The organism is Flavobacterium sp. GW823-FHT06G12, assembly GCF_058794775.1.
On the sequence record NZ_JBXAHE010000004.1, the window covers coordinates 64818 to 83883 of the forward strand.

At 32.7% G+C, this 19066-nt stretch carries 18 protein-coding genes; 6 read left to right on the forward strand and 12 right to left on the reverse strand.

The genetic code is table 11. The annotated features are described in order from the left end of the window. Positions 1-156: 156 nt before the first annotated feature. The 3 genes from purB to AC1Q5Z_RS15940 form a co-directional block, all read right to left on the reverse strand. Positions 157-1503, reverse strand: coding sequence for an adenylosuccinate lyase (purB, locus tag AC1Q5Z_RS15930; RefSeq protein WP_343588763.1), 1347 nt, complete (start codon positions 1501-1503; stop codon positions 157-159). Positions 1504-1572: 69 nt separating this feature from the next. After that, positions 1573-2265 (reverse strand): sterol desaturase family protein, encoded by a 693-nt coding sequence (locus AC1Q5Z_RS15935; protein ID WP_492445873.1) that lies wholly within the window; start codon positions 2263-2265, stop codon positions 1573-1575. Beyond that, a complete protein-coding gene (locus tag AC1Q5Z_RS15940) occupies positions 2262-2963 on the reverse strand; it encodes an SIR2 family NAD-dependent protein deacylase (protein ID WP_492445875.1) in 702 nt (233 codons plus the stop codon). The genes AC1Q5Z_RS15935 and AC1Q5Z_RS15940 overlap by 4 nt, the downstream gene beginning before the upstream one ends. 165 nt (positions 2964-3128) lie before the next feature. On the opposite strand from AC1Q5Z_RS15940, the gene cysC reads away from it, so the two are divergent. From cysC to AC1Q5Z_RS15960, 4 genes are read left to right on the forward strand one after another with little or no spacing between them, the layout of a single operon-like run. Continuing rightward, on the forward strand, positions 3129-3656 hold the full coding sequence (gene cysC, locus AC1Q5Z_RS15945) for an adenylyl-sulfate kinase (RefSeq protein WP_492445877.1): 528 nt from the start codon (positions 3129-3131) through the stop codon (positions 3654-3656). A gap of 4 nt (positions 3657-3660) precedes the next feature. After that, the gene (locus tag AC1Q5Z_RS15950; RefSeq protein ID WP_492445878.1) at positions 3661-4350 is read left to right on the forward strand and encodes an aspartyl/asparaginyl beta-hydroxylase domain-containing protein; all 690 of its coding nucleotides are present in this window, start codon (positions 3661-3663) and stop codon (positions 4348-4350) included. Position 4351: 1 nt separating this feature from the next. Beyond that, positions 4352-5320: a sulfotransferase family protein gene (locus tag AC1Q5Z_RS15955; protein ID WP_492445879.1), complete on the forward strand. Its 969-nt coding sequence runs from the start codon at positions 4352-4354 to the stop codon at positions 5318-5320. 59 nt (positions 5321-5379) lie between these two features. Beyond that, positions 5380-6042: a TrmH family RNA methyltransferase gene (locus tag AC1Q5Z_RS15960; protein ID WP_198858328.1), complete on the forward strand. Its 663-nt coding sequence runs from the start codon at positions 5380-5382 to the stop codon at positions 6040-6042. 148 nt (positions 6043-6190) lie between these two features. Here the strand turns inward: AC1Q5Z_RS15960 and secA are convergent, their stop codons facing one another. The 4 genes from secA to AC1Q5Z_RS15980 all read right to left on the reverse strand — a co-directional run bounded on the left by secA (position 6191) and on the right by AC1Q5Z_RS15980 (position 11495). After that, a complete protein-coding gene (gene secA, locus AC1Q5Z_RS15965) occupies positions 6191-9535 on the reverse strand; it encodes a preprotein translocase subunit SecA (RefSeq protein WP_343589678.1) in 3345 nt (1114 codons plus the stop codon). Positions 9536-9623: 88 nt separating this feature from the next. Continuing rightward, positions 9624-9845 (reverse strand): DUF2795 domain-containing protein, encoded by a 222-nt coding sequence (locus AC1Q5Z_RS15970; protein ID WP_007138072.1) that lies wholly within the window; start codon positions 9843-9845, stop codon positions 9624-9626. A 242-nt stretch (positions 9846-10087) separates the two neighbouring features. After that, the gene (locus AC1Q5Z_RS15975; RefSeq protein ID WP_095931074.1) at positions 10088-10657 is read right to left on the reverse strand and encodes a cob(I)yrinic acid a,c-diamide adenosyltransferase; all 570 of its coding nucleotides are present in this window, start codon (positions 10655-10657) and stop codon (positions 10088-10090) included. 145 nt (positions 10658-10802) lie between these two features. Next, positions 10803-11495: an ABC transporter ATP-binding protein gene (locus AC1Q5Z_RS15980; protein WP_343589675.1), complete on the reverse strand. Its 693-nt coding sequence runs from the start codon at positions 11493-11495 to the stop codon at positions 10803-10805. A gap of 292 nt (positions 11496-11787) precedes the next feature. On the opposite strand from AC1Q5Z_RS15980, the gene AC1Q5Z_RS15985 reads away from it, so the two are divergent. Continuing rightward, on the forward strand, positions 11788-12447 hold the full coding sequence (locus AC1Q5Z_RS15985) for a DUF6565 domain-containing protein (protein ID WP_198858332.1): 660 nt from the start codon (positions 11788-11790) through the stop codon (positions 12445-12447). 53 nt (positions 12448-12500) lie between these two features. On the opposite strand, the gene AC1Q5Z_RS15990 is transcribed toward AC1Q5Z_RS15985, so the two are convergent. From AC1Q5Z_RS15990 to AC1Q5Z_RS16005, 4 genes are all read right to left on the reverse strand, one after another. After that, the gene (locus AC1Q5Z_RS15990) at positions 12501-13280 is read right to left on the reverse strand and encodes a class I SAM-dependent methyltransferase (RefSeq protein WP_343589673.1); all 780 of its coding nucleotides are present in this window, start codon (positions 13278-13280) and stop codon (positions 12501-12503) included. Positions 13281-13302: 22 nt separating this feature from the next. Then, positions 13303-13776, reverse strand: coding sequence for an FKBP-type peptidyl-prolyl cis-trans isomerase (locus AC1Q5Z_RS15995; protein ID WP_343589671.1), 474 nt, complete (start codon positions 13774-13776; stop codon positions 13303-13305). Between the two features lie 66 nt (positions 13777-13842). Beyond that, positions 13843-15705, reverse strand: coding sequence for an ABC-F family ATP-binding cassette domain-containing protein (locus tag AC1Q5Z_RS16000; RefSeq protein WP_343589669.1), 1863 nt, complete (start codon positions 15703-15705; stop codon positions 13843-13845). An 89-nt stretch (positions 15706-15794) separates the two neighbouring features. Beyond that, positions 15795-16760 (reverse strand): T9SS C-terminal target domain-containing protein, encoded by a 966-nt coding sequence (locus AC1Q5Z_RS16005; RefSeq protein WP_492445883.1) that lies wholly within the window; start codon positions 16758-16760, stop codon positions 15795-15797. A 138-nt stretch (positions 16761-16898) separates the two neighbouring features. On the opposite strand from AC1Q5Z_RS16005, the gene AC1Q5Z_RS16010 reads away from it, so the two are divergent. Further along, entirely contained in the window at positions 16899-18317 is a 1419-nt protein-coding gene (locus AC1Q5Z_RS16010) for an undecaprenyl-phosphate glucose phosphotransferase (RefSeq protein ID WP_233074209.1), read from the forward strand. A 6-nt stretch (positions 18318-18323) separates the two neighbouring features. Here the strand turns inward: AC1Q5Z_RS16010 and AC1Q5Z_RS16015 are convergent, their stop codons facing one another. Then, positions 18324-19061, reverse strand: a complete 738-nt coding sequence (locus AC1Q5Z_RS16015) for a tyrosine-protein phosphatase (protein ID WP_343589663.1) — start codon at positions 19059-19061, stop codon at positions 18324-18326. Positions 19062-19066: the final 5 nt, after the last annotated feature.

The following is a 19066-nucleotide window of genomic DNA, read 5'->3' on the forward strand; positions in this document are numbered from 1 at the left end:
AACTCTTGCTTTCTGAACAAAAGGCTTTTTTTTGTGTAATTCACTGAACTCCAACGAAAATAAAGCTAAGTGAAGTAATCTGGACTACTCCGAGTTAAATAAAAAAAGCTATCTCGATAAAGATAGCTTTTTTTGGTAAAATATTTGGTATTTTTCTTAAATTCCTGTGTAGTTGCTAGGCGTTATTGCTAATAATTCTGCTCTAACAGCGTCTGAAACTTCTAAAGTTGCAATGAAGTTATGAATTGCATTTTTGTCAATTGCTTCGTTGGTTCTAGTCAAACCTTTTAGAGCTTCATATGGATTTGGATAAGCTTCACGACGTAAAATTGTTTGGATAGCTTCTGCTACAACTGCCCAGTTTTTTTCTAAATCTTCAGCAAATTTACCTTCGTTTAAAAGTAATTTATTTAAACCTTTCAAAGTCGCTTCAAAAGCAATAATAGTATGTCCAAAAGGAACACCAACATTACGTAAAACAGTACTGTCAGTTAAATCACGCTGTAATCTTGAAATTGGCAATTTAGCAGCCAAATGTTCAAAAATAGCATTTGCAATTCCTAAGTTTCCTTCAGAGTTTTCAAAATCAATTGGATTCACTTTATGTGGCATTGCAGATGAACCAATTTCTCCAGCTTTGATTTTTTGTTTGAAATAATCCATTGAAACATACGTCCAGATATCACGATCTAAATCGATGATAATAGTGTTGATTCTTTTTAAAGCATCAAAGAAAGCAGCAAAATGATCGTAATGCTCAATTTGTGTTGTTGGGAATGAATGTTTTAAACCAAGATCTGTTTCAACAAATTTATTTCCGAATTGTTTCCAGTCAATTTGTGGGTATGCTACGTGGTGTGCATTAAAGTTTCCTGTTGCTCCGCCAAATTTAGCTGCAAACGGAATATTGAATAACAAACGCATTTGCTCTTCTAAACGCTCAACAAATACCAAAATCTCTTTCCCTAAACGAGTAGGAGAAGCTGGTTGTCCGTGTGTACGCGCTAACATTGGAATGTCTTTCCATTCAACACTTAATTCTTTTAATTTTGCAATTACAGCAATTAAGGTTGGCATATAAACTTGCTCAAACGCTTCTTTTGTAGAAAGCGGAATAGCAGTATTATTAATATCTTGAGATGTTAATCCGAAGTGAATGAACTCTTTGTATTGAGATAAACCTAATTTTTCAAAAGCATCTTTAATAAAGTATTCAACCGCTTTTACGTCGTGATTGGTTACTTTCTCTGTTTCTTTAATCCAAAGCGCATCTTCTGTTGAGAAGTTTTTGTAGATGTTTCTCAAGCTTTCAAATAAGCTAGAATCAATACCTTTCAATTGAGGCAACGGAATTTGGCATAACGCAATGAAGTATTCCACTTCAACCAAAACGCGGTATTTTATTAAAGCTTCTTCAGAGAAGAAAGGTGCTAAATTTTGAGTTTTATTTCTATATCTTCCATCAATTGGAGATATAGCATTCAATTCGTTTAGAGTAGTCATTGTGATGTTGTTTTTTCGAAAGGTGCAAATATAAGGTATTGTTAAAACTTCTGAAAGCTATATTGATGCTTAAATTATGGTTTTGAAAATTTTATCCCAAATTGTGAAGTAAAAACCATAGTTGTGTGACTCATTTTTGTGATGATCATTATGGAATCTAGTAGTCGAAATCCATTTTGTAAAGTAATTACTGTACCAGAAAGATGGAAAGATATCTTTTTTTAAATGCCCAAATATTCCATAAGACAGATTTAGAATGAGATAAATAATGATGCTCAGATAATTAAACTTCAAAATCGTAATTAAAAACAGCCAAATAAATCCAAAACCTAAAGTTTCAATAGGATGTAGAACATACAAACTGTAAACATTGGTTTCTACATGTGTGTGATGCAGTTTATGAATTGGGTAAAGCCATTTTAAATGATGTACCAAATAATGAAAAATGAACATGAAAAGATCCATCAAAAGAATCAATAAAAGTGTATCAAAAATGAAAAGTTTAATAGATGCCGAAAAATCTATTTTCAAGATTCCGTAGCGATATAATTCGAAACCAATTAAAGTGATTAATGTATTGCAAAGCAGTGTAGAAAGCACCCATTTTCGATCTTTATGCTTTAAAAAAGTGTTTTCAGGTTCCAATATTTTTCCAATTAAAATTGATAAAACAACTAGCAGTGAGTTTTCTATTAAAAAGAAAACAAAAAGCCAGAATAGATTAAACGGAAATAATTGCTGTAACCAGCTTTCAAAAATCATGTTGTTTTTTCTAAGGTCAATAATTTTTCTCTCATATCGGCAACCCCTTCAGAAGCAAATTTTGCAATTGTTTCGACTTTATTTCGAAGATTCGGAATCGCAATTGGTTTTGGATCAATATAAAAAACAGGAGTTGTACTTGGTGTATATGCGATTAATCCAGCTGCTGGATAAACTTGCAGTGAAGTCCCTATTACAGCAAAATAATCTGCGGTTTCGGTAATGTCAATAGCTTCTTCGAGTGCAGGAACTTCTTCGCCAAACCAAACAATATGTGGACGTAGTTGATTTCCGTTTTTATCTAAATCTCCTGTATGCAAATCTTCAGTCCAATCTAAAATTAGATTTTTATTCTGCGTACTTCTAACTTTTAATAATTCGCCATGCAAATGTAAAACGTTTGTACTTCCTGCACGCTCATGAAGATCGTCAACATTTTGAGTGATAATTTGTACGTCGAAATCTTTTTCCAATTCAGCCAAAATTATGTGACCCAAATTCGGATTTACTTCTTTTAACTGCTGGCGTCTTTTATTATAAAAATCCAGCACCAATTCCTGATTTTTGTACCAGCCTTCTGGAGTGGCAACTTCCATTACATCATGTCCTTCCCATAATCCATCGCTGTCACGAAAAGTTTTAATTCCGCTTTCGGCGCTAATTCCTGCTCCTGTTAAAACAACAAGTTTCTTTTTCATTTTTGTTTATTAAAAGATAAAAATAGTGATTTCTATCTTTAAAAACTTAAGAAATAGCAAGGTTTGGCGATTCTTTTTACAAGAAAATAATCCGTATTTATACTCTTTGTCTCTCATTCTGAATTACTTATTTTTAATGATGCGTTTTAAAAAAGTGATGTTAAAATGATTTTAATTCAGTTTACAGGTTTATCTGGTTCAGGAAAAACGACGCTGGCAGAAAATGTCAGACATCTTTTGCTTCAAAATAATTATGAAGCCGAAATTGTAGATGGCGATATTTACCGACAGACAATTTGTAAAGATTTAGGATTTTCTAAAGAAGATCGTTACGAAAATGTGAGACGTCTTTTTAATGTTGGCCGAAGTTTGATCGAAGAAGATAAAATCGTTTTGATGTCGGTTATAAATCCGTATGAAAACCTTAGAAATGAATTAAGATCTTTTGAATTTGTTAAAACAGTATTTCTGGATTGCGCCATTACTAATTTGATCGAAAGAGATCCGAAAGGATTATACAAGAGAGCATTATTGCCCGATAATGATCAAAATAAAATTAGAAGTTTTACAGGAATAAGTGATGTTTTTGAAATTCCTATAAAAGCAGATTTAGTATTAAAAACAGATGCAGAAACAGTTTCGGTTTCTACCAATAAACTCTACAATTTTATACTTAGCAATTTAAACTCTTAAGATTATGAATCCTTCTTCCTGCCAGCTTCCTATTTCTTTTTCTGTAGATAAACTGCAAAATGATTTATTGGTTTGCGAAAAAAATCTGTGGACACCACATTTTAATACCAATCGATATGAAGGAAATTGGACAAGTGTTTCTTTGCGATCGCAATCGGGATTAGAAAATGATATTCTTTCTTTTCCGAATAAAGAATATAAGAATACGCCTTTGCTTGACGATTGTTCTTATTTTAAGGAAATAATGGATTGGTTTCAATGCGAAAAAGAAGCCGTGAGATTATTAAGACTCGGACCTCAAAGCGAAATTAAAGAGCATGTAGATAATGACACTTCTTATGAAGATGGTTTTTTCAGGATTCATGTTCCTATTATTACCAATTCTGAAGTTTATTTTTATGTAGATCATAAATTGGTTCCAATGAAAATGGGGGAGTGTTGGTACGCCAATTTTCAATTGCCACATAGTGTGGAGAACAAAAGCAAAGAGCCTAGAATTCACTTAACATTAGATTGCATAAGAAATGAATGGTCTGATCTATTGTTTTCTAAAATAGGTTTTGATTTGAATTATGTGTCGAAATATGAATATTCAGAAGAGGTAAAACGACAAATTATAGCAGAGCTTTCTAGAAATCCTTCAGAAACTAATACGAAGATTATTGCCGAACTTCAATCGCAAATGAACTCATAAAATGGAAAATGTAAAAGACCTTATTTCGAATTGGATTCCGGTTAAATTGATTGAAAATGATAATCAGATTTATTTCGAATGGCTTTATTTAGCAGACGTGCCTTTTATAGATCCTTTTTTTGATGAAACTATTGCGAAATGCCAAAGTCATAATTATAATTCGAAGCAATTTAAATTTATAAGTACAATACAAAATAGTATTGATTGGTCTAAAGAATTAGATTTTGTTGAGTTAAAGGGATTGGTTTTTCATGTATCAAGATGCGGATCTACGATGTTGAGTCAGTCTCTTGCAACTTCTTCTGAAAATATAATGGTTTCTGAAGCCTCTATAATCGATCAGATTCTAAGAACTGACGCTTTTGATGAGGATACTAAAACGCTTTTACTGAAATCAGTTTTGAAATTCTTAGGTCAGAAAAGATTTCCCGAACAAAAACATTTAATTATAAAACTAGATGCTTGGAGTGTTTTTAAAAGTTCATATTTAAGATCTATTTTTCCTGAGACTCCTTTTGCATTATTGTATCGAAATCCAGGAGAAGTTTTAAGATCTCATCAAAAGATGGCGGGCATGCATATGGTTCCTAATATAATTCCGTTAAGTGTTTTTGGAATTACTTCGGCGGAAAATGAAAAATTAAGCTTTCGGCAATATCAAGTTTTGGTTTTAGAAAAATATTTTCAAAGTTTTCTAGATTTTTATGAAATAGACCAAAATGTAATAATGCTCAATTATAATGACGGAATGAAAAATGTTATAGAACGATTTGTAACTTTTATTAATGTCGATTATTCTGAGAACGAACTAAATGTGATGTTGGAACGTCTTAAAAGACATTCTAAAAATGAAAGTGCAGTTTTTAATGGAGATTCTTATAAAGATGATGTTTTGTCTGCGAATTTATCTCAGCTCAACGTTTTGCACGAAAAGCTTAATGCCAATTTGATTGAAGATTTAGCTGACTGAAAATAAGGAGAAGACTTCTTTCTCTTTTATTTATTATTTTTGCGCCAAACATAAATAAAATGATTGATTTAGATTACCTCGCATTCTTAGAAAATATATTGACAGAAAATAGAAAAGCTAATTTTTTAAAAGTACTAGAAAATAGAACAAAACATTTTACAGTTGCAGTAGAAGATGTTTATCAAATGCACAATACAAGCGCGGTAATGCGAAGCTGCGAAGTTTTTGGAATTCAGGAATTAAATGTAATTGAGCAGCGTTTTGGAAAAAGAATCGATAAAGAAATTGCCTTAGGCGCGCAAAAATGGGTTGATATTAATCGATTTGATTCGGTTTCTGGATGCCTTTCTGATCTTAAAAGCAAAGGATATCAAATTATTGCCACAACTCCACACGAAAAAGATTGTATGTTGGAAGATTTTGATATTACAAAACCAAGCGCATTATTCTTCGGAACAGAAAAAGAAGGTTTGTCAAAAGAAATTATGGACAACGCAGATGGTTTCTTAAAAATACCGATGGTTGGTTTTACAGAAAGTTTAAATATTTCGGTTTCGGCAGCGATTATTATTCAAAGCTTAACAAACAGACTTAGAAGATCTAATATTGATTGGAAATTGACTGATGAAGAAATTTTAGTAAAACGTTTGCTTTGGGCGAAAAACTCTATAAAAGATATAAAACGAATTGAAGAACGTTATTATCAAGATAATCCGAGATAATTTGTTCGCCACGAATTATACGAATCGCGTTTTAATTTTTTGCAGAAAAATTAGTGCGAATTTGTGTAATTTGTGGCAAAATAAAAAAAAACAAAAAATCCCCGACTACTTTAGTAATCGGGGATTTTATATTTAGATTGGATTCTTATTAGTTAATTAAAACCCAAGTTCCAGCTGCGATTAAAGCTTCAGCTTTTTTGTACTTCATTGTTTCTGTTTTACCAGTAGCAATTTCTTGAACTACAACAGTATCGTTTCTGTTGATTTTTGGCATATCTCTAACGATAGTTTCAGTAACTTGACGCTGTTGAGTTTCTCCAGCTTCACGGTTGATGCTTTCGCTATTTGGAATTTCGTCTTTACTTAATTGTAAATTTTCTTTTGGACGTGCCACTTCTCTTGCTTCGTGAATTTCAGGAATATTTTGAGCTGGTAAATCACCTTTGAATAAGAATGAAATTACTTCTTTGTTAACGTTATCCAACATTCCTCTGAACAAGTTAAAAGCTTCTAATTTGTAGATAAGCAATGGATCTTTTTGCTCGTGAACAGCCAATTGAACAGATTGTTTCAATTCGTCCATTTTACGCAAGTGTTTCTTCCAAGCTTCATCAACAATAGAAAGAGTGATGTTTTTCTCGAAATCAGCAATCAATTGAGCACCTTCGCTATCGTAAGCTTTTTTCAAGTCAGTTACAACATTTAAAGTTTTGATTCCGTCTGTAAATGGAACTACAATTCTTTCGAAATGGTTGTTTGGTTCTTCGTAAACTCCTTTAATAATTGGGAAAGCTTCTCTTGCACTTCTTTCTGTTTTTTCAGTATAGAATGCTAAAGCTTCTTTATATACTTTTCCAGTAATTTCGATATCTGATAATTTTGTGAAATCAGCTTCAGAAATTGGAGATGTGATTCCGAAATAACGAATTAAATCAAACTCATATCCTTTGAAATCATTTGTAACTTTATTGTTACTTACAATTAATTCGCAAGTATCATAAAGCATATTAGCAATATCCAGTTTCAAACGCTCTCCAAACAATGCGTGACGACGACGTTTGTAAACTACTTCACGTTGAGAGTTCATTACGTCATCATATTCTAATAAACGTTTACGAACACCAAAGTTGTTTTCTTCTACTTTTTTCTGAGCACGTTCGATAGATTTAGTCATCATAGAATGTTGGATAACTTCACCTTCTTTCAATCCCATTCTGTCCATTACTTTCGCAACTCTTTCAGAACCGAATAAACGCATTAAGTTATCTTCAAGAGAAACGTAGAATTGAGAACTTCCCGGATCTCCTTGACGACCAGAACGACCGCGTAACTGTCTGTCTACACGACGAGAATCATGACGCTCTGTACCTACGATTGCTAAACCTCCCGCAGCTTTTACTTCTGGAGATAATTTAATATCGGTACCACGACCAGCCATGTTTGTTGCAATAGTTACAACTCCAGCTTTACCAGCCTCTTCAACGATTTGTGCCTCTTGCTTGTGCATTTTAGCATTCAATACGTTGTGTGTGATTCCTCTCATTTTAAGCATACGGCTTAATAATTCTGAAATCTCTACAGAAGTTGTTCCAATTAATACTGGTCTTCCAGCTTGAGATAATTCAGTAACATCTTCGATTACAGCATTGAATTTCTCACGTGTTGTTTTGTAGATGTAATCTTCTTTGTCAATTCTTGCAATTCCACGGTTTGTTGGAATTTCAACAACGTCTAATTTATAGATTTGCCATAACTCACCAGCTTCTGTAACCGCTGTACCCGTCATACCTGCCAACTTGTTGTACATTCTGAAATAGTTCTGTAATGTAACAGTTGCGAAAGTTTGAGTTGCAGCTTCGATTTTTACGTTTTCTTTTGCTTCAATCGCTTGGTGAAGACCGTCAGAGTAACGACGTCCGTCCATGATACGACCTGTTTGCTCATCGACAATCATAATTTTGTTGTCCATGATAACGTACTCTACATCTTTTTCGAATAAAGCATACGCTTTTAAAAGCTGAGTAAGAGTGTGGATACGCTCGCTTTTTACACCAAAATCTTGGAATAATCTTTCTTTAGCTTCCGCTTCAGCGTCTTTGTCTAATTTTTGTTTTTCAATCGCAGCGATTTCTGTTCCAATGTCTGGTAAAACGAAGAAATCTGCATCAGTATCTCCAGAAAGGTATTTAATACCATTGTCTGTTAATTCTACTTGATTGTTTTTCTCTTCAATCACAAAATACAAAGCTTCGTCAACTTTGTGCATTTCGCGATTGTTATCTTGCATGTATTGATTTTCAGTTTTTTGAAGCAATTGTTTAATTCCTTCTTCACTTAAAAATTTAATTAATGCTTTATTTTTAGGTAAACTTCTGTAAGCTCTTAATAATTGGAAACCTCCATCTTTAGTATTACCCTCTTTGATTAATTTTTTAGCTTCAGCTAAGAAACCATTTGCTAACTGACGTTGTTGTGCAACTAAGTTTTCAATTTTTGGTTTCAATTCGTTGAATTCATGACGATCTCCCTGAGGAACTGGTCCAGAAATGATAAGCGGCGTTCTAGCATCATCAATTAATACAGAGTCAACCTCGTCGACAATTGCGAAATTGTGTTTTCTCTGCACTAAATCGCTTGGAGAGTGCGCCATGTTATCTCTTAAGTAATCGAAACCAAACTCGTTGTTAGTTCCGTAAGTGATATCAGCATCGTAAGCTTTCTTTCTTTGTTCTGTACTTGGTTGGTGATTGTCGATACAATCTACAGATAAACCGTGGAATTCGAATAAAGGCGCTTTCCACGTACTATCACGTTTTGCTAAGTAGTCATTCACTGTTACTAAGTGAACTCCGTTTCCTGTCAAAGCGTTTAAGTAAAGAGGAAGTGTAGCAACCAAAGTTTTACCTTCTCCTGTTTGCATTTCGGCAACTTTACCTTCGTGTAATACCATACCACCAATTAACTGAACATCATAGTGAATCATGTCCCAAGTGATATCTTTTCCAGCAGCATTCCATTTGTTTGCCCAGATCGCTTTTTCGCCATCAATGGTAATGTATGATTTTGTTGCTGAGAATTCGCGGTCTTTTGCAGTTGCAGTAACCTCAATATGAGAGTTTTCTTTAAAACGACGAGCCGTTTCTTTAACTACAGAAAACGCTTCTGGAAGAATTTCCAATAAAGTTTTTTCAGAGATTTCATAAGCCTCTTTTTCAAGAGCGTCTATTGCATCATAAATGTCTTCTCTTTTATCGATGTCTTCGATGTTTTCTACTTCTGCTTTCAAAGAAGCAATTTTAGCATCTTTATCAGCTCTAGCTTCTTTAATTCTATCTTTAAAATAAACGGTTCTTCCTCTTAACTCGTCGTTTGAAAGACTCATTAAAGGAGCTTCGAATGTTTTAATTTTATTTAAGTAAGGTTGTAAAGCTTTGACATCTTTTTGCGACTTATCGCCGACAAAGACTTTAATAATACTGTTTATGAAACTCATGATTTATTGTATTTCTTTATTATATAATATGTATTTGAACCAAAAAAAAAGTCTCTATGATGAGAGACTTTTTTCTTTGGTTTATTTTTTAATATTCATCCTCATTCCAAAGATAATCTTCGTCTGTTGGATAATCAGGCCAAATTTCTTCCATTGATTCATATATCTCACCCTCATCTTCGATTGATTGAAGGTTTTCTACTACTTCTAATGGAGCACCAGCTCTAATAGCGTAGTCTATAAGTTCGTCTTTGTTAGCAGGCCATGGCGCATCACTTAAATAAGATGCTAATTCTAATGTCCAATACATCTGTTATCTGTTTAGTTTGTGCAAAAATAAATTTTTTACTGAAAAAGACAAGTAAATTTTGATTTATTTTAATAAAATTTAAGAACGTCTCTTTTTAAATCCCAATTTTTAAATTTCAAATTCCAAAAAAGGAGTTTAAATCCTCCTATTTTAAAGCTTTTATGTGAAATTTAAATTCAAAGAATTTTTAATTTTTCTTGGAATTTGGGATTTTAAAAAATTGAAATTTTAAGAAAGTTTTTTTACTTTCTTGGGATCCATTTCACTTCCTCCGCTTTTAAGTCTGAGGACAACTTTCGTGCCAAGACAAAAAGGTAGTCAGAAAGTCGGTTTAAGTACGTAATTGCTATTTCAGGAACGTGTTCATTATGACTTAAATGCACAGCTAAACGTTCTGCTCTGCGACAAATACAGCGTGCTATATGACAATGTGACACAGTTGGATGGCCTCCCGGTAAAACAAAATGCGTCATTGGCGGAAGGCTTTCGTCCATTTTGTCTATTTCGTTTTCGAGCAATTCAATATCGGAATCAATTATTCCGAGATTTTCTAAGCGAAGTTTTCCGTTTTTCAAAACTTCTTTTTCCTGTGGAGTTGCCAAAATGGCACCAACAGTAAAAAGTCGATCTTGAATTTCGATTAAAATCGTTTTATAATGCGAATCCATTTCTTGATCACGGATTAGTCCGATATAAGAATTCAACTCATCAACGGTTCCGTAACTGTCAATTCTGATATGATCTTTCGGTACACGGGTTCCTCCAAAAAGCGCCGTTGTGCCTTTATCGCCTGTTTTGGTATATACTTTCATTTTTTTTAAGATGCTAAGATTCTGAGATGCTAAGTTTTCTCTTCTTTGAGCTTATTTTTCTAGATTCTATGCCTAGAGTTTATCTGGATTGAACTGAAATTATAAGTTTTTCTTTTTCCGATTAAACTATTAACCAAATAAACGATTAAACAGTTTTTCTCGTGTCGCTTTCAATTAAACCGTCTCTCAAACGAATAATTCTATGTGCATAAGCAGCAATATCTTCTTCATGAGTTACAAGAATTACAGTATTTCCTTGTGCGTGAATATCTCCAAAAAGTTTCATTATTTCTACAGAAGTTTTACTGTCTAAGTTTCCTGTTGGTTCATCGGCAAGAATGATCGAAGGTTTATTGACTAAAGCTCTTGCAACGGCAACACGCTGGCGTTGTCCTCCAGAAAGCTGATTCGGCTGGTGATCCATTCTGTCGGCCAAATTAACTTGTTTTAAAACTTCGGTGGCACGCGCAATTCTTTCAGATTTGCCGTAACCGGCATAAATCATTGGTAATGCAACATTATCTAAAGCAGTAGTTCTAGGCAAAAGGTTGAATGTCTGAAAAACAAAACCAATCTCTTTGTTTCTAATTTCGGCCAATTCATCATCTTTCATTTGACTGACATCTTTTCCGTTTAAAATATAACGTCCAGAGGTTGGCGTGTCCAAACAGCCTAATAAATTCATTAATGTTGATTTTCCAGATCCAGAAGGTCCCATTAAAGCAACATATTCGCCTTTTTGTATTTCTAGATTTATTCCTTTTAAAACATAAACCGTTTCATTGCCCAAAATAAAATTTCGTCTAATGTCGGTTATTTTAATTAATGGTTCAGCCATTTCCTTTTACAATTTTGGATTTAAAAGTACAAAACACTTTTCAATAAAAATTATAAGTAGTTGAGAATTGGTTTTTGTTACAAAAACGCTTTCAGAAATAAAGTTTTAAAAGAATATGTTTTTTAAATAGAAATGAGTTATATGTTTTTGAATTGTTTTTATATAATTGTCATTATTTTGTTAATTTTATAGATTTAAGATATTTTTAATTTTTAAAACATGATAATAATGTAATTTTTTGCGTCTTGGGTTTAGTAAATTTGATTAATCAATTAATTAAATAATCAAGATTATGAAAAATATCAAAATAGCTACAGGAATTGCATTATTAGTATTAGGGTTAACATCGTGTAAAGACGAGAAACAAGAAAAAGCTCAAAAAACAGTAGATAACTACGTTGTATATGTTGACTCTGTTAAAAATGTAGCCGCAGCCGATTTAAAAGACAATTGGAAAAGTGTAGAAGCAGAGTACGATAGAAGATCTCAAGAAGCGCAAGCGGCATTAGCAGACATTAAAGACAATGCTGCAGCAACAGAGAAAATAAATGCAAGTAAAATTAAATACGAGGAATTTAAAAATGAAATGACCGCCCAATTTGCCCCTCCAGCTCCTAGTCCGAAACAGCAGTTAAGAGATGCTTTGTTTGGTGCAGGAAGAATTGGTGATGATATGAGTTTTAGCTGGGTTAACGCCCAAAATATTCATAGCGTTTATCAGCAGTTTGTTCATACTGTAGAAAATAATAAAGACAAATATTCTAGAGAAGACTGGGATGAAATTAAGTTAATGTACGAAGCTCTTGACAGCCGTAAAAATACAGTTGAAAAAGAAGGTTTGACAGCTGAGGATAACCGAAAAATTGCTGGTTTGAAAATTAAATTTGCACCAATGTATAAGATAAACAGAATGGGAGCTAAATCTGAAGAAAATAAAGAAGCAAAAAAATAAGATTTTAAAATTTTGAATTAGTAAAAAAGACGATCATTTCTGATCGTCTTTTTTTATGTTCTAATTGTAAAATGCTCTTTCGGCTGTTCTCTTCTAAAGAATACAAATCCCCACTGATAAGTATCAATGGTGACTTTTACTTTTGGGTGATTTTTTATAATCTCCCAAGCTTCTTCCATATCTTCTGACCAATGAATATCATCAAAAATCCAAACAGAATCATTGTCGATTGTTGGCAATAAAAGTTCAAAATATTCTAAAGTCGCTTTCTTAGAATGATTTCCGTCAAAATATATCAGATTATAATTTGTTGCTTGAATGTTCTCAGAAATCAAAAAAGATTCAAATTCAGAAATTACATTTTCTACATTACTGCAATCAAATTCAGTTAATTGATTTTGAGCAATATTTGCAGTATTTGGACAACCTTCTATTGTTACTACTTTCGCTTTCGGATTTCCTAAAGCTAATGCAGCAGTTGCTAAACCCAAAGATGTTCCTATTTCTAGAATAGTTGAAGGCTGAAAGTAATGGGTTACGCGAAACAATAATTCTGCACGTTTTGGCGAAATTCCTGCTGTTTCTGCGATCTTAGAAATTTGCCTTCTATTTGATTTAAAAACTCTTGAACCTGCTCCAAAATCGGTTACTTCAATGAAATTTTTATTCTCTAAAAGCGATTTTCTGTATTTTTTTAGAATGGCGTATTCTGGTTTAGATTTCTTATCATAAAAGCATTTAGTTAACAGGCTGAAAACAAATGGAGAATGCACTGCATGTTCGTTTTTAGAATGCCAAAGAAAAGTTAGATAAGATTTAATTTGAAAGAACATCTAGAAATTTAGCTATTGGATGTTAGTTTACTTTAATCAATTTTACGTCGAAAAGAAGTACTGATCCAACTGGTATTCCAGGACGAGGAGAACTTCCGTAACCTAAATGTGCAGGAATAAGAAGAACGCCGCTTCCTCCTTCTTTAAAATAAGTAATTCCTTCTGTCCAACCTTTAATAACTTCATTAAGAGGAAAAGTCAATCCGCTATCTGTACTTTTGTCAAATAGGCTTCCATTGGTAAAATAACCTTTGTATGCAACAGTGACTTTTGAAGTAGCGGTTGGTTGCGCGCCTGTTCCTGGCTCGTTAATTATATAATACAGACCTGTAGTACTTTTTGTTGCAGTCAAATTATTTTTAGTCAGATAATCTGTGATTTCTTTGTCATTCTCTGCACTATAATCTTTTGGAGGAGTAACAGGTGTGTCTTTTTCTGTGCTGTTGCAAGAGATAAATAATGTTAAGGTAAATACGGCAGCTAATAATTTTTTCATTTAGGGTATTTTTTTAATATTTAATAAAGCGAAAGATAATCTTTGTGTAACCAAATTGAAGTCAGTCTATCCTTCCTGTTTGGCAGAAAGTTCAAACCAGCGTTCTTCCTTTGCATCAATCTTACTGATAATGTTTTGAAGTTCGTTTGCTTTTTTCTCAATATCAGCGTCGGCAACTTTTCCGTCAGAGAATAATTGTTCGATTTTAGCTTTTTCAGCCTCAAGATCTTTAATTTCTCTTTCGATTTTCTGATATTCTTTTTGCTCGTTAAAACTTAAATTTCCTGTTGGATTATTTTGTTTCCAATCTTTCTTTTCGGCTTTGTTTTCTTCTTTCTGAGCAACATCTGCACTGTCTTCATATGCTCTAAAGTCAGAATAGTTTCCAGGAAAATTTTCGATTTCGCCTTGTCCTCTAAAAACAAATAAATGATCGACAATTTTATCCATAAAATAACGGTCGTGAGAAACCACCAATAAGCATCCAGGATAATCTAAAAGGAAACTTTCAAGAACGTTCAAAGTCACAATATCCAAATCGTTTGTTGGCTCATCGAGAATCAAGAAGTTCGGATTCTGAATTAGAACTGTACACAAGTATAAACGTTTTAATTCTCCACCGCTTAATTTTTCAACATAATCGTATTGTTTTTTAGCATCAAAAAGGAAACGCTCTAATAATTGCGATGCAGAAATAATCTTTCCTTTTGTCAACGGAATATATTCTCCGTACTCTTTTATAATGTCAATAACACGCTGTCCCGGTTTTGGATTAATTCCAGATTGTGTATAATAACCAATTTTGATAGTATCTCCTTTTACAACACGTCCGCTATCTGGCGGAATTGTTCCTGTCAAAAGATTTAAGAAAGTCGATTTTCCAGTTCCGTTTTTACCAATAATTCCGATTCTTTCTCCACGCTGGAAATCAAAACTGAAATTATCTAGAATAACACGATCTTTAAATTTCTTAGAAAGTTTATGAAGCTCAATAATCTTGCTTCCCATTCTTTCCATATTTATCTCAAGCTCAACTTTATTTTCTTTACGTCGGCTTTGTGCTTTTTCTTTAATAATGTAAAAGTCATCCTGACGCGATTTTGATTTAGTCGTTCTCGCTTTTGGCTGACGACGCATCCATTCTAATTCTTTTACAAATAAGTTTTTGGCTTTGTCAACACTGGCATTTTCAGAAGTGATTCTTTCTTCTTTTTTCTGTAAGTAATACGAATAGTTTCCTTTGTATTGGTATAATTTTCCGTTGTCTAATTCTATAATTTCATTACAAACGCGTTCCAAAAAGAAACGGTCGTGCGTTACCATAAACAACGTAATGTTTTCTTTTGCAAAATAACTTTCAAGCCATTCGATCATTTCAAGATCTAAGTGGTTGGTTGGCTCATCTAGAATCAATAAATCTGGACGATTGATTAGAATTATTGCTAATGAAAGACGTTTTTTCTGCCCTCCAGAAAGATTTTTCACTTTAAGTTTAAAATCTTCCAGTTTTAATTTGAATAAAATCTGCTTGTATTGTGTTTCAAAATCCCAAGCATTATGTTGGTCCATTGCATCAAAAGCTTTTTGGTAAGCTTCTTCGTCAGAAGGATTTTCTAGAGCCTTTTCGTAAGCTTCAATAACTTTTAGCGTTTCATTGTCTGAAGCGAAAATGCTTTCTTCAATCGTAAGTTCATCTTGAAGGTTGTTGTCTTGAGACAGAAATGCCATTCTAATTCCTTTTCTTAAAACAACTTGTCCCGTGTCTGGTTCTTCCAAACCATTAATAATGCTCATAATGGTTGTTTTTCCAGAACCATTTTTTGCAATAAAAGCGATTTTTTGATCTTTATTGATTCCAAAAGAAATGTTGTCAAAAAGGACTCTTTCGCCAAATGACTTCGATATATTTTCTACAGATAAGTAATTCACTTTGTAATTATAAGTTATAAATTATGAGTTATGGTGTATTCTAAAACATAACTTTCTGCAAAAGTAAACTATTATCTTACAATAGCGAATTATTTATCGAGATACAAACCAAGAACGGAACTCAGATCAAAATAATGAATTTGTTGCGGATTGTTTAAAATAGGTTTTCGAACGAGAGATTCGTTGGTAATAAAATAATGAAGTCCGTCTTTTGTTGCAATTCCTTCTACTTGATGAAAAGGAAGTCTTAAATCGATTCTTCGTTTATTTCCAGACAAGAAATCCTGATTTTTAAAATCGTAAAGCAGATGAAAAAAAGGTTTTCCAATTTTAGTGTAGCCGCACAAAACAATTAGTTTTTTGTTCTCCAAATAGGTGGCGCCAGTGACCAAACCTTTTGTGTCTAATGTCGATTTTAATTTTGCAATTTGAGATCCAGATTCTTTTGAAAGTGCATAAATAGTAGTTTTAGACGTTTTCCATTGTTTGGTAAACAAGTAAATGCTGTCTTTGGAAATAATGAAAGCTTCACAATCAAAATCGGTTTTGTTTGGTTTTGAAGGAGAAAAATCAGTTTGATCAGAATAAGTAAATGAAATGGTTTCTATTTTTGGATTTTGTTCTAGAAAAGACTTTTTCTCGATTTTAAGAATTCTTAAATCGGTTCTATTTCCAGCATAATTGTTTCCAAAATCGCCGATATAAATATAAGTATCGTCTTGAGAGATTTCTTCCCAATCATGATTGATAACTACCGGAAGAACAACTTTCTTTTTAATTCTTCCTAAAGTATCTAAACCATAAATTGTAGTGTCATGATCGTCATTGTGTGTCCAAAGTAAATTTTCAAAAGCAATTAATCCCGAAGTTTCTTTTATAGAATCACTTAATCGAAAAGAATATTCTGGCGTGAGTTTCAAATTTTTGTAGGTGCAACTTCCATTATTTTGTTTAGATGACAAACCGTAATTCTCTGCCTGTGGATCTGTGCAACCAGAAATTTGGGCGTAAACCGAAGTGGTGATTGTTAAAAAGAAAAAAACAATTTTTAGCATGAGTGCAATGTTAAGTCTGCATAAGATAAAAGTAAAGTTTTAAATAATAGAATGAAATAAGTATAAAAAAAATATAATTTAAGTGTTATTTTGCATAAAAGTCTTTTTTATTCTTTTGGATAAAATCAAGCCCCCGACATGAAAATTCTACAAAAATTATCGCACTATCGAATTTCACGTTATTATAAACTTTTGTTTGTAGTAGTCGATATTGTTTTGTTGAATCTCGCAACTATACTTTCGGCATTGGCAAGATTTGGAAATTTGGATAAATTACTGTCTAAAGATGAAAAAACCATTTCGCTTGTAGCCATTTTAATTTGGGTGGCATTATTGCTCCAAAAAGATTCCAATCGAAGTGTTAGGGTAGAACCAATAGAATCGATATTGTGGAGAACTATCAAAAAGATTTCAATTCATGCCGCTTTGGTTTCAATATTCGTTGTTTACTTAAAATATAATGATATTTCAAGACTTCGTTTGTTTTATTTCTACCTGATATTTTTTGGATTGCTGATGTTTTCCCGATATTTTTCAATGAAACTTTTAAAATATGTTCGAGCGCAAGGATATAATTTTAAAACCTTTATTGTTGTTGGCGTAAACGAGTCTGGAGAAAAAATTCGAAAAGTACTAGCGAAAGATTTGACTTACGGATATCGTTTTTTAGGATTTTTTGACGAAAAAAAGGATCAGAAAATTGTTGATCCCAATTTGATTATCGGAGATTTTGAAGCTATTAAAGCATTTTTGAACGAGAATGAAGTAGATGAAATGTATGTGGCATTGCATATTGACAACATCGAAATCATTAACGAACTAACCAAAATTTGTGAACAGAACATGGTTCGTATTAAATTTATTCCAGATTTTCAGCTGTATACAAAAGCAAGTAAAGTAGAAGTTGCGTTTTATGAAAACACACCTGTTTTAATGTTTCGTCCAGAACCTCTGGAATTTGCTTCAAACAGACTTCTCAAAAAGATTTTTGATATTTGTTTTTCAGGTTTGGTAATCTTGCTGGTTTTTCCGTGGCTGTTTCCAATTATTATGATTATTATAAAACTAGAATCGCCTGGTCCTGTGTTTTTTAAACAAGAAAGATCGGGTAGAGATAATCGATCTTTTACATGTCTGAAATTTAGAAGCATGTATATAAATGGTCTTGCTCATAATAAACAGGCACAAAAAGGAGATAGTCGTATAACTAGATTTGGTGGCTTTATTCGTAAAACTAGTATCGACGAATTACCTCAGTTTTTCAATGTCTTTTTTGGAGACATGTCGGTTGTTGGGCCAAGACCGCATATGGTTAATCTTGCCAAAGAATATAGTGATTTAATCAATAATTATTTGGTGCGCCAATATGCAAAACCGGGAATTACGGGTTGGGCGCAAGTAAATGGCTTTAGAGGCGAAACAAAAGTTCTAAGCGATATGGAAAATAGAGTAGAATATGATATTTGGTACATCGAAAACTGGAGCTTTTTGCTTGATATAAAGATTATCGTAAAAACTGTTATCAATATTTTTAAAGGTGAGGAAAACGCTTACTAAGCTTTTTTAGAATTTAAAAAATTGATTGTTAGCAATAATCTCTTTTAAAGAATCAATATTTTTAATTTTTAATTTTTCGTCAAAAGCTTCGATGTGTTTTTTATGATGAACATCGGTTCCGCAAAAAGTGTACATTCCTTTCGCTAAAAGTTCGTCAGCAATTTTCCCGATTTTAGAGCCATAATAATCTACAGTAGAAAGTAAATTTAGTTGAAAAATACACCCCGCATTTTTTAATTTTTCGTATTCAGAAAACGCATTGTGATAAAAAACATAACGTTCAGGATGTGCCAAAACAGGAATATAACCAGCTAATTGAATCTCAAAAATAGTTTTATAAATATTTAAAGGAGCATTTTGATAAGACATTTCAACTAGAACATAATTGTCTTTTAAAGTCAGAAGTTTTTCTTCTTTGAAATGATTTTCGAACCAGCTGTCTATAAAATATTCTGCCGCAGCCTGAAGAGGCATTTTAATTTTATTTTCTTCTAAAGCTTTTTGGGTTTCCTGAAGTTTGGACGCAATAATTTCTGGAGAATTCTCCCATACATAATGTTTAATATGAGGCGATGTAATAATTTGAGAAACTCCAAGTTTTTGCAAAGACAAAACCAATTCTGTTGATTTTGTAATGTTTCTTGCTCCATCATCAATCCCTGGCAAAACATGAGAATGAATATCTACAAAATTTCCGCCAAGCAGGTCTTTTAAAATGGGTTTTGATTTGAGGAATGATAACATGTGAC

What these genes read in the sequence shown, in the direction of transcription:
- AC1Q5Z_RS15950 (WP_492445878.1), top strand. Translation starts at nt 3,661, where the DNA reads ATGAATCCTTCTTCCTGCCAGCTTCCTATTTCTTTTTCTGTAGATAAA.
- AC1Q5Z_RS15985 (WP_198858332.1), top strand. Translation starts at nt 11,788, where the DNA reads ATGAAAAATATCAAAATAGCTACAGGAATTGCATTATTAGTATTAGGG.
- AC1Q5Z_RS15980 (WP_343589675.1), bottom strand. Translation starts at nt 11,495, where the DNA reads ATGGCTGAACCATTAATTAAAATAACCGACATTAGACGAAATTTTATT.
- purB (WP_343588763.1), bottom strand. Translation starts at nt 1,503, where the DNA reads ATGACTACTCTAAACGAATTGAATGCTATATCTCCAATTGATGGAAGA.
- AC1Q5Z_RS15940 (WP_492445875.1), bottom strand. Translation starts at nt 2,963, where the DNA reads ATGAAAAAGAAACTTGTTGTTTTAACAGGAGCAGGAATTAGCGCCGAA.
- AC1Q5Z_RS15960 (WP_198858328.1), top strand. Translation starts at nt 5,380, where the DNA reads ATGATTGATTTAGATTACCTCGCATTCTTAGAAAATATATTGACAGAA.
- AC1Q5Z_RS15995 (WP_343589671.1), bottom strand. Translation starts at nt 13,776, where the DNA reads ATGAAAAAATTATTAGCTGCCGTATTTACCTTAACATTATTTATCTCT.
- secA (WP_343589678.1), bottom strand. Translation starts at nt 9,535, where the DNA reads ATGAGTTTCATAAACAGTATTATTAAAGTCTTTGTCGGCGATAAGTCG.
- AC1Q5Z_RS16015 (WP_343589663.1), bottom strand. Translation starts at nt 19,061, where the DNA reads ATGTTATCATTCCTCAAATCAAAACCCATTTTAAAAGACCTGCTTGGC.
- AC1Q5Z_RS15955 (WP_492445879.1), top strand. Translation starts at nt 4,352, where the DNA reads ATGGAAAATGTAAAAGACCTTATTTCGAATTGGATTCCGGTTAAATTG.
- AC1Q5Z_RS15970 (WP_007138072.1), bottom strand. Translation starts at nt 9,845, where the DNA reads ATGTATTGGACATTAGAATTAGCATCTTATTTAAGTGATGCGCCATGG.
- AC1Q5Z_RS16005 (WP_492445883.1), bottom strand. Translation starts at nt 16,760, where the DNA reads ATGCTAAAAATTGTTTTTTTCTTTTTAACAATCACCACTTCGGTTTAC.
- AC1Q5Z_RS15990 (WP_343589673.1), bottom strand. Translation starts at nt 13,280, where the DNA reads ATGTTCTTTCAAATTAAATCTTATCTAACTTTTCTTTGGCATTCTAAA.
- cysC (WP_492445877.1), top strand. Translation starts at nt 3,129, where the DNA reads ATGATTTTAATTCAGTTTACAGGTTTATCTGGTTCAGGAAAAACGACG.
- AC1Q5Z_RS16010 (WP_233074209.1), top strand. Translation starts at nt 16,899, where the DNA reads ATGAAAATTCTACAAAAATTATCGCACTATCGAATTTCACGTTATTAT.
- AC1Q5Z_RS15975 (WP_095931074.1), bottom strand. Translation starts at nt 10,657, where the DNA reads ATGAAAGTATATACCAAAACAGGCGATAAAGGCACAACGGCGCTTTTT.
- AC1Q5Z_RS15935 (WP_492445873.1), bottom strand. Translation starts at nt 2,265, where the DNA reads ATGATTTTTGAAAGCTGGTTACAGCAATTATTTCCGTTTAATCTATTC.